Source organism: Chryseobacterium sp. MA9 (assembly GCF_024399315.1).
GTDB lineage: Bacteria > Bacteroidota > Bacteroidia > Flavobacteriales > Weeksellaceae > Chryseobacterium.
Window position 1 is genome coordinate 2,792,465 of sequence record NZ_CP075170.1, and the last position, 16,346, is coordinate 2,808,810.

Sequence of the window (16,346 nt, forward strand, 5' to 3'; positions counted from 1 at the left end):
TACAAAATTTACACCTACTATATACTGCAATACTTTTCCAAATACAGTATATGAACTCAAAAAAATAAATCTATAACAAACCTAATTTGCTTTTATAATAGCCTATCAAAACAATATTACCAAACCCTAATTACCAACATAGAAAAGAGGTAATAAATGCAAAAATTATTTATTTTCAAATCTATTACGAACCACCCTATAATGGTTTTGTATCGTCTTTCTGTCTCTTCCAGATACTTTTATTAGATTAGCTTGGGTAATTTTAGGATATTTTTCAAAATCCCAATTTTCAAGATACCTTAAAAGTTCTTGGCGTGTTTTTTCAACCTTGTCTTTTGCTAAGATTTGGTTAACCAACTTTTTCTTTTCTGGAGCGGGCATTGTCGGATCTTCAAAATAAAATCTTCTTGTTCTATTTTCCAAAGGTTCTAAAACTCCTCTCAATTTATAAGCATTATTTAAAATTTCTTCAACCACACCATCACCCAATGGTGTCACAAAATATTGTTTGTTATAGCTTTGTAAATAATGATGTAATAATTCGAAAGCCATATGGGGATTGAGTGAAATAAGACACTTCGCAAAACCACTTAAAAACTTATATCTATTCTTTGCTCCAACAGCTTCAAACGGAACAAAGCATTGGCAGTATTTGATTTTTTCTTTTCCAAAGTCGAATAATCCGTTTTCATCAAAGCTGATCTGATAATCTTCAGCGATTTCTTCTAAATTATTAAGCCTTATTTCCCCCCCAGTTCGGTAGTATATATCATTATATCCATCTAACTGGGGGAAAAAATTAGGTTGCAAGTCCACTTTAGCTTCAAGCTCTTTTGTTTCAAAAGATAATGCTATCGCATCATCATTGCAATGCGCCTGCATATCATAGCTCACAAGCTCTGCTTCCATCAAAATGGTGTCCAAATAATCTTTTTCTGGCACTCCCACTTTGTTTGCTACCCATTTATAGGCATTTGCCAGTTCTTCTTCAGGTATATTTTCTACTTCCACCAAAATACAACATCCTTTTCCATTAATGGTACTCCAAAATGCTTTAACATGGGTAACATCATAGTCAAAATCGTTGCTGTCTTGTATCTCATAATAAAAATATCCACTCAGTAATATGCCATCCTCATTTTTGTTTGAAACTGGACTCAAGTAATTGAAATTACACACTTCTAATTTGTCACGCAACCTATGTAAGATTGCATCTGAATAGCATTTCCTAAATTCTTCAATGAATTTTGCAACTTTTCTATCTGGATTCTGGATATAATCACACAATTCTCTTACATCACAGAATTCTGCTATCACTTTTTTATCAGCTAAATTATTGTATACTTTAAACATGCTCCTGTTTTTTAACAACAGAAATTCCAACCCTAAAAAAGAAGGAATTCCCATTGTGGATTAATATTTTTATTAATGATCTTTCCAGTGCTCAAAATTTCCACTCATGCAAGACTCAATAATTTCAAGTTTTTCATATTGTTCTCTAGTCCATTCGTTGAATAGAAAATCACGGAGTTTCTTTTTAACTTTCTTAAATGTAACTTTAGAATAAGGGCTAATATTTATTGTAGCAACAATCTTATTTTCCCATTCCTCTTCAATACAAATATCAGCCACCACTTTAGAATCTTTATATACCCATATCTGCTCTTCACAGTCCATTTCAAAATACAAGCCTTTAGCTTCATTCCTTAGTCTTTCTTCCAATTCAAGTTGATAGGTGACTTGTGCGAGTAATAATTTTTGTTCAAATTTTTTAAAATCAAATGTTTTCATAGTTTTCTTGTTCGTTTTTTCATTTTTAACCTGAGTTTTTTTGTTGAGATTTTTCATTATAAAATTGTTTATTAAATGTTTTTACTATATTTTGTTTTTTTAAGTTTGGGCTAAAGAGCATATCTTTAATACCTTAGTTTACAGGAGTCAGCGATTTTAAAATCTCGGACTTTTTGAAATAAACTTGTGATCCGAGCATATGGGTTTTTATTTCTCCAGATTTTCTTAATCTCCAAAGTGTTATTTTGCTTACTCCTAGATATTCAGTAGCTTCTTTAATTGATAAGAGTTCTTCAGTTTTTCTTTCTTCCATAGCATTTATTTTAGCTGTTAAAGTTTCTTCCATTTCATAATGAAGTTGTTCTTTTAATTTCTGCATAACTATAAGTAATAGAATTTCAATGTGGCTGTTTTTGTTTTTATTTAAATTCATAATGTATTGATTTTTAATAAATTAAAATTTATTTTATTAAAATTTAGACACGACAATTCCTCCCGTAATATTTATTACGGATATGTTTGCACGTCGAATTTTGTTATTTTAAATTATACTAAGCTGAAATTTTATAAGTCTTTTTATATTTTATTTATAAATTTCCACTTGATAGATATTTCTTGTTTTTAATTATTCTTACACGCTAAAACTTCTTTTCTATCATAATACACTTTATGCCCGATTTTTCTGGGTATTAAAATCTTTTTCTTATTCCAATTAAAAAGCGTTGAATAGGTAACACCTAAGAGTTCCATCACTTCTTTTCGGGTGTAAAGTTCTTTTTCATTTTCTGCTTGCTTCCCGAAATTAAGCGCTTCCAATACCTTCATAACTACGTTTTCAATTTCTTTAATTAATTCGTCTTTTGGTACTTGTACCAGTTGCAATGTGTTCATTTTTAAATTGTTTTTATATTAATATTATTTTATACATAATAAATTTTTGGATATAAAAAAAAGACCCCTTTGTTTAAAGGTCTTTCAGTTTACCATAATTTATTATATGTTTTATTCTTATTTTCTATACTCTTTTAATTAAAGGGAGTAATTTTCCCACAGGCAATAAAAATTCATTTATTGTCTTTAAAGCAAAAAACCTATGAATGCCAATATAACATTTATAGGTTTTTTCCAATATCTTGACTTTTAATTGTCAAAATCATTATTAAAAGCTTTTTTTGGATATTAATTTAATAAAATATTTTTAGCTTTCTAATTAAATCAAGTATCAAAAATCATGCCAAATAATTATTTTTTTTATAAAATTATTTAATAACCTAAATTACTGAAAAATTTAGCCGTTGATTTTGCTTTTTCAACATCCGTTTTATTAATATAAGTCAATAATTGTTTTTCCGTTGTATGTCCAGTAAAATTAAGCAAATAAGCAGTTGGTATTTTTTCATAGAAATTAGAGGCAAAACTTTTACGTCCAATATGCGAAGTTACCAACTCATGTTTAGGGAATTCACCAAAAACTTTTCTTGTAACATTCTTTTTACCCTCTCTTTCTATAACCTCTGTCTTTCCGTTATATACTATTTCATCAATCTTGGCAATCTCACAAACTTGCTTTATATAGAGGTTAAGATTTACTTCTGATATTTTACGTGGAAATTCTCCATCTCGTTTAGCTAAAATTTCCAAAACTTTTTTCAATAAAGGAATTTTCATTTTAGCATTAGTTTTTTTCTGTGTAAATTCAATATACATCTGCCCCTCCGTATCCTGTACAATCATTGATGAAGTAAATCTTAAATAATCACTAACGCGTTGTGCCGTATAACAGGCTATTAAAAGCCAATCTTTAGCATTATCCAGATAATCGTGAGGCATTTTCGCATTTTCAATTTTTTCAAGCTCTTCAAACGTTAAATAAATTGATTTAGGGATATGCTTTGTAGCTTTTTCAACTTCAAATCTCCAACTCATGACATGTTTATGAACATCAATATCAAATGATTCTGCAACTTTGCAGACTGTCTTTAAAAATTTTAAATCTCTATAAGTAGTAGAGATACTATACAATTCTTTCTTACAGTAACTTTCAAAATCAGTTCTGAAATGATTATCTAAATCTTTAAATTTTAAATTCGTAAATGTTTTTTTCTTTGTTTGTTTATGTTCAATATATCGGCTTAACAAATTCTTTACAACATTAGCCTTCTTAATAGTGGAAATTGAGGCATTTTCATTTTTCTTTATATTTATATATACATCAAAAAAAGAAAGTACTTCATCAGAATATATAGTCTCTTCATCCAGCTTTACCTTTTGCGGCTCAATAACAGATTCTAGCCAACCTTTTACATCAACCTCTGGATGATCTGATTTAAATTTTGAAATAATATCAGCTTCCAATTTTGACAAACGCACATTAATTGTATCAACATCGTTTTCAGCAACTTTTTTAGAAACTGTCTTGCATTTTCCGTCTTTCCAATCTTTTGGTTTACATGAGAGGTAAGGTATAGGAACTTTCAAGTCGATATTTTTATCTCTAAATCGTAACCAAATTGTACATTCCTTATCTAGGACTTTACTTCTCAAATAGTAACTAACTGATGCCATAATGTAATGCTTATTTTAAAATTGTATCCGAAATTGTATCCGAAATTTTTAAATACTATTTAATCAAATTAAATCAAATATTGATCAAATCACCTAAAATAAAGGCTTTATAACGAATACAAAAGTGAAGCCAAATCAAATTACATTCAAAAAAGTAGTCCCTCCAACTCCACAAAACCCGCTTAGGTCATCTAAGCGGGTTTTCATTTTCACATTTATTTCTTATAAATTATGCACTCCAAACATCTAAGCTTAAATACATCAATCAGCAATGCATATATTTACACCCATCCTCATTGACAAAGAGAATGTTAGCTCATCCAAACCTATAACTATATTTTTAAACTAATAACACCATTTTATGAAAACTACAAAAAACATCTTGTTAATACCATTTTTGGCATTATCATTTTTAACAATAAATTGCTCAGGAAGTGATGACAATTTACCTAACAATGAACCAGAAGTACCAGCCCAAACCAAGCATTTCCATCCGCCACTCTGGATACAAGGTGTTTGGCATACTACAAGCACACCTGTTGCACGTTTAAAATTCACTCAAGATGATGTTATTTCATTAATTGATAACTCAAGTCTCAATGATCAAATAAATAAATCGAAAACTACAAATTTGATATGGGCAGTTGAACATGAAGGATCATCAAGCACTGGATATGTTTATTTAATAACCCATAGACCCAATACCGGCGGTTTATATAGTAACTATGAGTTTAGAGTCAAGAAAGTGAACGACACATTAATGGTAAGATATCCTGATTTCTCTGCAGCCATTTATTATGTCAAAGAAAAAGAATAAGTGTTAGGAAAGTATAAATTTATTTCATTTCTGATAAACAACTTTATCATATATTATAAATGATGGATTTCCTCTCTCAAAAAAATAGATACCTTTACATTATATAATTTCAATACTCTTACTCACTTTCATTTGCCTAATAAAATTAAGCTTACCCATAGTATCTTAACCTTAAAAACTGACAAGTACATTTAAAGTTAAAGTTCAGGCTCTGCATTTATTGTTCAAGTATAAATATAACCTCCTGAAAACTAAAAGACTAAAGCAGAACAATCTAAAATGAAAGCTTCTGGTCCACAAAAAAGGCTAAAAAAATGTTTTATCGTAAAGAATTTTATATATTTGCACCATCTAACAATTAAAAAAATAATTTACTATGTCAGACATTGCATCAAGAGTAAAAGCTATCATCGCTGATAAGCTTGACGTTGAAGAAACAGAAGTAACTCCTGAAGCTAGCTTCACTAACGATTTAGGAGCTGATTCACTAGATACAGTTGAGTTAATCATGGAATTTGAAAAAGAATTTAACATTCAGATCCCGGATGACCAAGCTGAAAAAATTACTACTGTAGGACACGCTATCGCTTACATCGAAGAAGTAGTAAATAAATAATATTCTTCAACAAAAAAGAAATTAAACAAAGTTTATGGAATTAAAAAGAGTAGTTGTAACCGGATTTGGAGCAATAACACCAATAGGAAATAATGCAAAAGAATACTGGGAAAATCTTGTAAAAGGTGAGAGCGGTGCCGCTCCGATTACTCTTTTTGATGCCACAAACTTTAAAACGAAGTTCGCTTGCGAAGTCAAAAATTTTGATCCATTACAGCATTTCGATAAGAAAGAATCTAAAAAAATGGACCGAAATACCCAACTGGGACTTGTTGCTGCCAGAGAAGCAGTAGCACATTCCAGGATTATGGAAGACAATGTGGATAAAAACAGAGTCGGTGTAATTTGGGGCTCCGGAATCGGAGGTTTAGAGACTTTTGAAACTGAAGTATTAGGATGGGCCAATACGGAAATCCCGAGATTTAACCCGTTCTTTATCCCTAAAATGATTGCGGATATCACTCCAGGACATATCTCTATTGAATACGGTTTCCATGGACCAAACTATACTACTGTATCTGCATGTGCATCTTCAGCAAATGCTATAATTGATTCCAAAATGCTGATCCAATTAGGAAAAGCAGACGTGATTGTGTGCGGAGGCTCTGAAGCAGCCGTTACAGCAAGTGGTGTCGGTGGGTTTAATGCAATGATGGCACTTTCTACAAGAAATGATGATCCTAAAACAGCTTCAAGACCTTTTGACAAAGACAGAGATGGATTTGTATTAGGTGAAGGTGCGGGAACTATCATTCTTGAAGAATATGAGCACGCTGTAAAACGTGGTGCTACAATTTATGCAGAATTATTAGGAGGAGGTTTAAGTGCTGATGCACATCACATGACCGCTCCACACCCTGAAGGCCTTGGCGCTTATCTGGTAATGAAGAGCTGCCTGGAAGATGCAGGTTTAACTGCTGATGAAGTAGATCATATCAATATGCATGGTACTTCTACTCCATTAGGAGACATCGCAGAATCCAATGCAATCTCAAGATTATTAGGCGAGCACGCTTATGATATTCAGATTAATTCTACAAAATCAATGACAGGCCACCTTCTTGGTGCTGCAGGTGTTATTGAAGCTATCGCTGCATTGGGAACTATTATTCATGGTACTGTTCCTCCTACCATCAACCATTTTACTGATGATGAAAATATTGACAGCAGACTAAACTTTACGTTTAACACTGCTGTGAAGAAAGATGTAAAAGTAGCCATGAGCAATACTTTTGGATTTGGCGGGCATAATGCTTGCGTTCTATTTAAGAAAATCTAAATTCAATGAATGGAGTTACAGAAATACTTTTCTAAATTCCTTCTCAAAAAAAGAAAAAGACAATTAACGGAGAGAGAATATTTTCTCAGTACTGAACTTAAAAAAGTTTTAGGTACAGAGGTACAGAATATAGCTCTTTACCGCGAGGCTTTTTCTTTGAAAAATTCTTCTAAAAATCAAGACAGCAACTACGAAAGGCTTGAATTTTTGGGAGATTCTGTTTTGGGTACAATTATTTCTTGTCATCTGTTCCAGACCTATCCTCAGGCAAATGAGGGATATCTGACCCAGATGAAATCTAAGATTGTTAATAGGAAAAACCTCAATAAATTAGGAGAAGACCTCAAGCTTACCAACCTTTTGCAAAAGCAAAACAGTTCATCCGCTTTGGGCGAGAATATCTCCGGAAATTTATTCGAAGCTCTAATTGGTGCCGTTTATTTAGACTTCCATTATGATACCTGTAAAAGGATTATTTTGGAAAAATTGCTGACCCCTTCTGAAATCAATAAGCTTGAAAACAAAATTGTAAGCTATAAAGGTCTCCTACTCGAATGGAGCCAAAAGAAGAAGGTCAATATAAAGTACGAAACCTGCGAAGAAATACAAGCTAATAAATCTGTGGTATTCCGATGTCACGTTTGGCTGGGTGAAGGAAAAATTGCTAATGCAACGGAAACTTCCAAGAAAAAAGCAGAGGAAAAAGCAGCACAAAGGGCATTTTATATTTTAAATAAAAAAGAAAATATACTTGGAAATTCAAAAACTTTATGATCTTGATGATATAGAATTTGAAGATATTGCCATAGGATTGGTAAGATTAGCAAAAGATGTACCTGCTCATGAATTTTTTTACAAAATAAATCAAGCCAACAATCTCAGTTTTTCAAGAAAAAAAGATCTTGTCTTTCATGGAGGGTATTATGATTACTTTTTTCCAAGATTTGAGGCCTACCACAAGTTTTCCAAGACCTGTTTTACCTTTATTTCAAATAAATCTTCTGAAAGTAAGCAAAAAAAAGTTCAGACAGAACTCTTTACAGAAGAAGAAAACATTAAATTTTTATTAAATAATCAGGTAGATGTGGAATATATTCTGCATAGTTCGGAACAGTTTCCTGATTTTTCCGTAATTTTGCTCCCTGAAAATCTTGTGTTTCCAATTCAAGATTATACACTGAGTTCTGATGAAGAACTTTATCAAATTATCCAGTATTATGAATAAGTATTTAAAGAAGACAAAAATTATCGCAACACTAGGGCCTGCTTCATCGTCGAAGGAGGTAATGTTAGATTTAATGAAAGCGGGTGTTGATATTTTCAGAATAAATTTTTCCCATGCAGATTACGACTTAGTTCGAACAAATATTGAAATAATTAGAGAGCTCAACAGCGAGTATGGTTATTCAGTAGGAATTCTGGGAGATCTTCAGGGCCCTAAGCTGAGAGTGGGAGTTGTAAAGGAAGGGTCTTACCTGAATCCAGGTGATATTCTTACCTTCACCAATGAAAAGATGGAAGGAGATTCCACTAAGGTGTATATGACTTACCAGCAGTTTCCACAAGACGTAAAAGTAGGAGAAAGAATCCTTATTGATGATGGGAAACTAATGTTGGAGGTTATCGAAACCAATGAAAAAGATACTGTAAGAGCAAAAACCATTCAAGGAGGTCCGTTAAGTTCTAAAAAAGGAGTTAATCTACCTAATACGAATGTTTCGCTTCCTGCTTTGACAGAAAAGGATGTTCAGGATGCTAATTTCATGCTTGACATGGAAGTTGACTGGATTGCCTTATCATTTGTTCGTCATGCTCAGGATATTATCGACTTGAAGGAGCTTATTAATGCGCATCCAAATGGTAAATTCAAAACTCCGATTATTGCGAAGATTGAAAAACCTGAAGGGGTAAAAAATATTGAAGAAATCCTTGTTGAATGTGACGGTCTAATGGTTGCCCGTGGAGACCTTGGGGTAGAAGTTCCAATGGAAGAAGTTCCTGCCATCCAGAAAAATCTGGTAGAAAAAGCAAGATTCTATTCTAAGCCGGTAATCATCGCAACCCAGATGATGGAAACTATGATCAACAGCTTAACACCAACAAGAGCGGAAGTAAATGATGTGGCGAATTCTGTATTGGACGGAGCTGATGCCGTAATGCTTTCCGGAGAAACTTCTGTAGGTAGATATCCGGTACAGGTTGTAGAAAACATGGCTAAAATTGTAAAGAATATCGAAACCACTCATTTTTATCAACACAAAAATGAGCCAATCGAAAAAGATTATAACTGTATTGATGAAAGATTCATTACAAACAGAGTTTGTCTTGCAGCGGTAAGAATTGCTAAAACCACAAACGTTTCTGCTATTGTAACGCTTACTCATTCAGGATATACGGCTTTCCAGCTTGCAGCACACAGACCGAACTCTCACATTATCGTATATAGCGGTAACAGAAGAGTAATCGCTATGCTGAACCTTCTTTGGGGTGTTCACGCATACTATTATGATATGAAAAAGTCTACTGATGAAACGATTATCCAGGTAAATATGTTAACGCATAATTATGGTTATATCGAAACAGGAGATTTCGTAATCAACATCAATGCTACTCCATCATACGAAGGTGGAAAAACAAATACGCTGAGATTGACGACAGTATAAGCAATAAGCAAAATTACTTTTTGTAAAAACATATAAAAACTCCCGGAAATGATTTCCGGGAGTTTTTGTTTATAATTTCTTTTGTATTTATAAATACATTGTACTTTTTACATTATACAAATATTAATTACCTACAATCGTCTTAGCTGTCACAAATTCCTTTAAAGCTAATAGGGATAGTTCTGTTCCATACCCTGAGGCCTTTGATCCTCCGAATGGAAAACGCGGATCAGAACTTGTCATTCTATTGATATTGACTGTTCCAGATTCAAGGTTCTCAATGAAGAATAATTGGCGGTCTTTATTTTTAGTCCATACAGAATTGGAAAGTCCAAAAGGAATATCATTGGCCATTTTTAGGGCTTCTTCATCATTTTTTGCAATCATAACCATGCCAAGAGGTCCGAAAAGTTCTTCTTTTAAAATTGGATTTCCTTCCTGAACTCTAATTAAGCCTGGTTTAAATTCATTATCTGAAATTCTTTCCAGAGGAATAATGATTTCTGCTCCATTTTCCAATGCTCTGTTAAACTGAGCTTCCAGCTCATCAGCCAGGTCAGGTCTTGCCATTCCTGCTAATTTGGTTTCTTTGTCTAAGGGATCTCCAATTTCATATCTTTTATATTCTTCAATGAATATAGGAAGAAATTCATTTTCGATTTTTTCGTCAATAATAAATCTTTTTGCGGCTGTACAAGTTTGCCCGCAGTTTTGAAGTCTGGATTTTACTCCAGCTTTTGCTGCTTCCTCTAGATTGGCATCATCAAAAATGATAAATGCATCACTTCCACCTAATTCAAGCAAAGATTTTTTGATATTTAAACCAGCAATTGAAGCCACTTCACCTCCGGCTTTTCCACTGCCTGTAAGACTTACTCCTTTCACAGCATCATGCTCAAGAATTTCCTTTACCGCTTTATGTCCCACTTCAAGATTCTGAAAAACACCTTCCGGAAAACCTGCTTCAAGAAGAACATCTACAATGGCATTTCCACTTCCGAAACAAATTGAAGCATGCTTCAAAACAACTGTATTTCCAGCTAAAATTGCAGGAGTAGCAAATCTCAATACCTGCCAAAAAGGAAAATTCCACGGCATTACTCCTAAAATTACTCCTTTTGGAGCATAATGAACTTCGGAAAAAGCAAATTCAGATTCTACTTTTTCTGGTTTTAAGATATTATCAGCAGTGGCATAATAATTCATCATTAAAGCACACTTTTCCACTTCAGCTATTGATTCTGAAATGGGTTTATTCATTTCTGTTGTAATTATTCTACCAAATTTCTCCGAATTATTCTTTAAGATTTCTGCTGCTTTTGCAATTAACTTCTGCCTTTCCTCAAACGGCACTTTTCTCCACACTGAAAACGCTTTATCTGCTTTAATAAGCTTGCTTTCAATTAATTGTTCCATAATATAAATTCTGTTTTAAATTCAGCTAATGAATTTATGAGCGCTTTTATTTTAAAAGCACGGTGAAATTAGCAAATTCCATTCCTTAAGGGTTAATAAAATAATGATTTTCTCTATCGGAAGAATATAGCTTTATCTTAAATCATTAGCCATTCATTAACAAGACATGCTGCCAGTCTTGCTGTTCGGTCCTGGATATCGAAAGAAGGGTTAACTTCAGCCACATCCAATGCAACCAATTTTTTATTTTTTAAGATATGCCTGTAAAAATGCATAAAGGCTGGATCCGCAAAGATTCCGTTATATGCTGCAGCCGAAACTCCGGGAGCTACTGATGCATTAAAAACATCCATACAAATAGTAAGATAGGCATAATCTACAGTATTCAAGAGTTCATCAATACGCTGATAGATGGATGGAAGATTTTCGAAAAATAATTCATCTGCCAGAATATATTTCATCCCGTACTGATGAGCGGTATCAAAAAGCTTAAGTGTATTGGAGTTTCTCTGAATTCCGATATGCAGAGAATTAATAGGGCCTTCCTGAGCAATCTGCCAGAAGCCAGTACCTGAACTCGCTCCTACTCCTTTTTCCGGCTGTCTGTTATCAAAATGGGCATCAAAATTAATAATTCCTATTTTTTGTTCCGGAAAAGCTGTTTTAACTCCTAAATAATGGGCATAAGAAACTTCATGCCCTCCGCCTAAGACAAGGGATTTTCCGCCTTTTAAAAGTACTTTTGAAACATTTTTGGCAAGATTGTTCTGTGTGTTTTCCAGATTACCATCGTCACAGCTAATATTCCCGAAATCCAGCATTGAAAAATCAGGGAGAATCACCGGAAAATTAGACATATTTTTTCTGATCACATCAGGAGCATCCTTAGCTCCCTGACGGCCTTTGTTTCGTCTTACTCCTTCATCTACAGCAAAACCATGCAGTACAAAGTCATCTATTGCGATATTATCGTAATTGCGTTCTTCTCTTACCCTTTGAAATATTCTGTGATGGAGAAGTTCTTCTCCGTCCAATCTGCCTTGCCAAATATTACTCATTATTCAGTCATTTGCCTATTGTATGTATTCAATTAGCTGACATTGAAAACCCGCTCATTGAATAACAAAGTATGGTTAATTTTTATAATTTTAATTTTTATTCCCATCAATATAAACAAGTTCAGCCTTTAAACTTCCCTGATTATAAAGTATATTTTGAAAATTATTGGTTTTGAAAGTAACAAAATCTGCTTTCTTCCCTGTTTCCAACTGTCCTCTATCCTCCAGATTAAGGGCATAAGCTGCACGGAAAGTCATTCCCGCCAATACTTCAGCAGTGGTTAATTTCTGGAAAGCAGCTAAGATAGAAGCCTGAGTTATTAAATTTCCCATTGGGGCTGATCCCGGGTTCCAATCACTTGCAATGGCTACAATAGCTCCTGCATCTAATAATTTTCTTGCCGGAGTAAATTTTTCACCTAAGCCTAAGCTTGCTCCGGGGAGAGCTGTTGCTACAGTATCGGATTTAGCCAAAAACTCGATATCCTCATCAATTGTTGCTTCTAAATGGTCTGCAGATTTAGCACCCACCTCTACTGCAATTCTTGAGCTTCCTGGTGTAAACTGATCTGCATGAACGGTAATTTCAAAACCTAATGCTTTTGCTTTAAGTAAGAATTCCTTACTCTCTTCAGGCTGAAATGCAGACTTTTCAATAAAAATGTCTACTCTATTTGCCAGTCCTTCTTCTTTTACTTTTGGCAAAATTTCAGTAATGATATAGTCAAGATATTCAGGATTGCTTCCTTCAAAGTCTCTAGGCTTTAGATGTGCCGAAAGACAGGTTGGAACTAAAGTAGCCTTAGTTGTGTTCTGTGCTTTTTTAATCATTCTAAGCATCTTCAGCTCATTTTCCACATCCAGACCGTAGCCACTCTTTACTTCAATGGTTGTAATTCCTAGATCAATCAAAAAATTGATTCTTTCCACTAAAGTTCTCAGTAATTCTTCTTCAGAAGCATTTCGTGTATGTTGTACGGAGCTCCAGATTCCACCACCGCTTTCAGCGATTTCCAGATAAGTTTTTCCTGCATTACGCATGGCAAAATCATTGGCGCGGTTTCCTCCGAAACAGATATGGGTATGTGAATCTACAAAGGCAGGAAGTACAATCTGTTCTCCTTCAATGTGTTCAATTTCTATGGCAGGGTTTTCTGTTTTTAATGTTTCAAAATTTCCAACTTTCTGAATGGTATTATGATCTACTACAATTCCTCCGTCTACAATAATTTCCAGCTGTTCATCGGAAATTTTTCCTCTTAATGGTAAGTTAGCAAGCGTTACCACCTGCTTAAATGGTCCTATTAATTTCATTAGTTTAAAGTTAATGCTAATGTTTAGATTGAGGCAGATTCATTCATCATCAATACTAGCCTGCTAAACAATCAAAATTTTAATAATTTTTATCAATAATTTCTCCTCTCAAAAATACTTAAAATATCCCAATTATTTAAATCTTAGCTGTTCTCATTTTTAACCTTAGCGTAAACTCTGTGTCAATCTTAACCTTTTCTCAATCTGCCCTTCAACCTTAGTCTAAATTTGCTATCTTTGAGGTAAATGAAATGAATTAATGCCAGATTTTTTACATCCAGATAAGGAAAACTACTCACGCGAGGAGCTGATGCAGGAAGAACAGATCCGTCCCCAGAGCTTTAAAGATTTTGCGGGACAGAGAAAAACGCTGGAGAACCTTGAAGTTTTTGTTACCGCTGCGAAAAGACGTGGCGGAGCATTAGATCATGTTTTATTGCATGGTCCGCCAGGTCTTGGAAAAACTACTTTAGCCAATATTATTGCCAATGAGCTTGGTGTCAACTGTAAGATTACTTCCGGTCCTGTATTGGACAAACCCGGAAGTTTAGCTGGTTTATTGACCAATCTGGAAGAAAATGATGTTCTTTTCATTGATGAAATTCACCGTCTTTCTCCTGTTGTAGAAGAATATTTGTATTCTGCGATGGAAGATTATAAGATTGACATCATGCTGGAGACAGGTCCTAATGCCAGAAGTGTACAGATAGGACTGAATCCTTTTACCTTAGTAGGAGCAACTACCAGAAGCGGAATGCTTACTAAACCCATGCTTGCCCGATTCGGGATTCAAAGCAGACTGGAGTATTATTCTATTGAACTTTTATCAATGATTATCCAGCGAAGTGCGAGGGTTCTGGGAGTTGTCATTTACGAAGATGCAGCGATAGAAATTGCAAGAAGAAGCCGTGGAACCCCAAGGATTGCCAATGCATTATTGAGAAGGGTGCGTGATTTTGCGGAGATCAAAGGGAATGGTGAAATTGAGATCAATATTACAAAATATGCGCTGAACTCTCTAAATGTAGACGAATTTGGATTGGATGAAATGGATAATAAGATCATGCGTGTTATGATTGAAAATTTTAAAGGAAAGCCAGTTGGCATTTCTGCTCTGGCCACATCTATTGCTGAAAATCCTGAAACGCTGGAAGAGGTTTATGAACCGTTTTTGATCCAGGAAGGATTTATTATCAGAACTCCGAGAGGAAGAGAAGTTACTGACAAAGCTTACAAACATTTAAATATTACAAGACCTAAAAATCCGGGAGAACTTTTTTAATTCAAGGTTCAAAGTGTAAGGTTCAAGGTTAATGAGAGTTTATTAGTTTATGTTTATACCAAAATTATACAGAAGCGAAGATTACAATTTGATGAGAGAGATCATTAAAGAAAACTCATTTGCTTTACTGATTTCTTCTGTTGACAAAATCCGGGCGACTCATGCTATGATGATGCTAAATGAAGATGATCCGGAAAATGCTTATATTGAAACTCATATTTCAAGAGCTAACCCACAGGCGAAAACTTTAAAAAACGGAGATGAAGTTCTTTGTGATTTTTTAGGGGCCCACACTTACATATCCAGCAGTTGGTATGATCATATTAATGTTTCCACCTGGAATTATGAAGCAGTGCAGATCTACGGAAAGATTGAACTGATGAATCATGACGAGCTGTATGCTCATTTGGACAAATTAACGTCCAAATATGAAAAATTTCAGCAATGTCCAATGATGGTGAAGGATATGGGAAAAGAATTTGTGGAAAAGGAAATGAAGGGAGCTTTTGGTATTAAAATAATTCCTGACGAAATATTTATTAAGCAAAAACTTTCTCAGAATAGAAAAGAGGCTGATTATGAAAACATTATTAACCATCTTGAGGGTTCTGATGATAACGCAAGAAAGATTGCGGAGAAAATGAAAGTAATAAAAAAATAATCAAAATATACATATGAAGTTATATCCAATACAATGTGGAAAATTTAAACTGGACGGCGGTGCTATGTTCGGAGTCGTCCCGAAGAGTCTGTGGGAAAAAACAAACCCGGCAGACGAAAAAAACCTGATTGAACTGGGAACACGTTCCCTGCTTATTGAAGACGGAAAAAAACTAATCCTGGTAGACTGTGGTCTTGGAAACAAACAGGATGATAAATTTTTCGGACATTATTCTCTTTGGGGAGATGATACTCTTGATAAAAATCTAAAGAAATATGGTTTTATAAAGGAAGATATTACGGATGTATTTCTTACCCACCTTCACTTCGATCACTGTGGCGGCGCTATAGAATGGAATGATGACAGAACCGGATACAGACCAGCTTTCAAAAATGCCAACTTCTGGACTAATGAAAATCACTGGCAATGGGCAACAGAGCCAAACGCAAGGGAAAAAGCCAGTTTCCTGAAAGAAAACATTATGCCTATGCAGGAAAGTGGCCAGCTTAATTTTTTACCGCTTCCTACTACCGGAAACTACGGTTTTGCTCCGGATCTGAAGATGGATGTCATCTTTGTAGACGGTCATACAGAAAAACAGATGCTTCCGGTAATCCAATATCAGGAAAAAACAGTTGTTTTTGCTGCAGATCTTATTCCTACAGCAGGACATATCAACCAGGTATATGTGATGGGATATGATACCAGACCTCTTTTAACATTGGAAGAGAAAGGAAAGTTCCTTAAGCAGTGTGTAGATAATGAATATATATTGTTCTTTGAACATGATGCTCATAATGAGCTTGCAAGTCTTAAAATGACCGACAAAGGGGTACGACTTGATGAGACGTTTAGCTTTAATGATGTTTTTGGATATTAATTTT

General features: G+C 34.2%; 17 protein-coding genes. 9 read left to right on the plus strand and 8 right to left on the minus strand.

The genetic code is table 11. The features are described from left to right. Window positions 1-165 precede the first annotated feature (165 nt). From KIK00_RS12700 to KIK00_RS12720, 5 genes are all read right to left on the minus strand, one after another. A complete protein-coding gene (locus KIK00_RS12700; RefSeq protein WP_255812759.1) occupies window positions 166-1,353 on the minus strand; it encodes a hypothetical protein in 1,188 nt (395 codons plus the stop codon). Window positions 1,354-1,425: 72 nt separating this feature from the next. Then, the gene (locus tag KIK00_RS12705; RefSeq protein WP_255812762.1) at window positions 1,426-1,848 is read right to left on the minus strand and encodes a hypothetical protein; all 423 of its coding nucleotides are present in this window, start codon (window positions 1,846-1,848) and stop codon (window positions 1,426-1,428) included. Between the two features lie 76 nt (window positions 1,849-1,924). Beyond that, entirely contained in the window at window positions 1,925-2,224 is a 300-nt protein-coding gene (locus KIK00_RS12710) for a helix-turn-helix domain-containing protein (protein ID WP_255812764.1), read from the minus strand. Window positions 2,225-2,412: 188 nt separating this feature from the next. Continuing rightward, window positions 2,413-2,682: an AlpA family transcriptional regulator gene (locus KIK00_RS12715; protein WP_255812766.1), complete on the minus strand. Its 270-nt coding sequence runs from the start codon at window positions 2,680-2,682 to the stop codon at window positions 2,413-2,415. A gap of 372 nt (window positions 2,683-3,054) precedes the next feature. Continuing rightward, a complete protein-coding gene (locus KIK00_RS12720) occupies window positions 3,055-4,356 on the minus strand; it encodes a phage integrase SAM-like domain-containing protein (RefSeq protein ID WP_255812768.1) in 1,302 nt (433 codons plus the stop codon). Window positions 4,357-4,717: 361 nt separating this feature from the next. Between KIK00_RS12720 and KIK00_RS12725 the strand changes: the two genes are divergently transcribed. From KIK00_RS12725 to pyk, 6 genes are all read left to right on the plus strand, one after another. Then, entirely contained in the window at window positions 4,718-5,173 is a 456-nt protein-coding gene (locus KIK00_RS12725; RefSeq protein ID WP_255812769.1) for a hypothetical protein, read from the plus strand. A 376-nt stretch (window positions 5,174-5,549) separates the two neighbouring features. Beyond that, window positions 5,550-5,789 carry an acyl carrier protein gene (locus KIK00_RS12730; protein WP_002976354.1) on the plus strand — a complete coding sequence of 80 codons (240 nt, stop codon included), beginning with the start codon at window positions 5,550-5,552 and terminating at the stop codon, window positions 5,787-5,789. 34 nt (window positions 5,790-5,823) lie between these two features. Then, window positions 5,824-7,068 carry a beta-ketoacyl-ACP synthase II gene (gene fabF / locus KIK00_RS12735; protein ID WP_255812770.1) on the plus strand — a complete coding sequence of 415 codons (1,245 nt, stop codon included), beginning with the start codon at window positions 5,824-5,826 and terminating at the stop codon, window positions 7,066-7,068. Between the two features lie 9 nt (window positions 7,069-7,077). Further along, window positions 7,078-7,842: a ribonuclease III gene (gene rnc / locus KIK00_RS12740; protein ID WP_077418880.1), complete on the plus strand. Its 765-nt coding sequence runs from the start codon at window positions 7,078-7,080 to the stop codon at window positions 7,840-7,842. Then, the gene (locus KIK00_RS12745; protein ID WP_213277160.1) at window positions 7,820-8,293 is read left to right on the plus strand and encodes an IPExxxVDY family protein; all 474 of its coding nucleotides are present in this window, start codon (window positions 7,820-7,822) and stop codon (window positions 8,291-8,293) included. The genes rnc and KIK00_RS12745 overlap by 23 nt, the downstream gene beginning before the upstream one ends. Then, window positions 8,286-9,731: a pyruvate kinase gene (gene pyk, locus KIK00_RS12750; protein ID WP_255812771.1), complete on the plus strand. Its 1,446-nt coding sequence runs from the start codon at window positions 8,286-8,288 to the stop codon at window positions 9,729-9,731. The genes KIK00_RS12745 and pyk overlap by 8 nt, the downstream gene beginning before the upstream one ends. 123 nt (window positions 9,732-9,854) lie before the next feature. Here pyk and KIK00_RS12755 read toward each other — a convergent pair whose 3' ends face one another. The 3 genes from KIK00_RS12755 to hutI form a co-directional block, all read right to left on the minus strand. Next, entirely contained in the window at window positions 9,855-11,147 is a 1,293-nt protein-coding gene (locus KIK00_RS12755; protein WP_255812772.1) for an aldehyde dehydrogenase family protein, read from the minus strand. Window positions 11,148-11,284: 137 nt separating this feature from the next. After that, window positions 11,285-12,205 (minus strand): formimidoylglutamase, encoded by a 921-nt coding sequence (hutG, locus tag KIK00_RS12760; protein ID WP_255812773.1) that lies wholly within the window; start codon window positions 12,203-12,205, stop codon window positions 11,285-11,287. 90 nt (window positions 12,206-12,295) lie between these two features. Beyond that, entirely contained in the window at window positions 12,296-13,519 is a 1,224-nt protein-coding gene (hutI, locus tag KIK00_RS12765) for an imidazolonepropionase (RefSeq protein ID WP_255812774.1), read from the minus strand. 259 nt (window positions 13,520-13,778) lie between these two features. Between hutI and ruvB the strand changes: the two genes are divergently transcribed. The 3 genes from ruvB (at window position 13,779) to KIK00_RS12780 (ending at window position 16,342) form a co-directional block, all read left to right on the plus strand. After that, window positions 13,779-14,801 (plus strand): Holliday junction branch migration DNA helicase RuvB, encoded by a 1,023-nt coding sequence (gene ruvB / locus KIK00_RS12770; RefSeq protein ID WP_142719109.1) that lies wholly within the window; start codon window positions 13,779-13,781, stop codon window positions 14,799-14,801. A 91-nt stretch (window positions 14,802-14,892) separates the two neighbouring features. Continuing rightward, window positions 14,893-15,462 (plus strand): FMN-binding negative transcriptional regulator, encoded by a 570-nt coding sequence (locus tag KIK00_RS12775; protein WP_255812775.1) that lies wholly within the window; start codon window positions 14,893-14,895, stop codon window positions 15,460-15,462. 13 nt (window positions 15,463-15,475) lie between these two features. After that, window positions 15,476-16,342 carry an MBL fold metallo-hydrolase gene (locus KIK00_RS12780; RefSeq protein ID WP_255812776.1) on the plus strand — a complete coding sequence of 289 codons (867 nt, stop codon included), beginning with the start codon at window positions 15,476-15,478 and terminating at the stop codon, window positions 16,340-16,342. The last annotated feature ends 4 nt before the right edge of the window (window positions 16,343-16,346 follow it).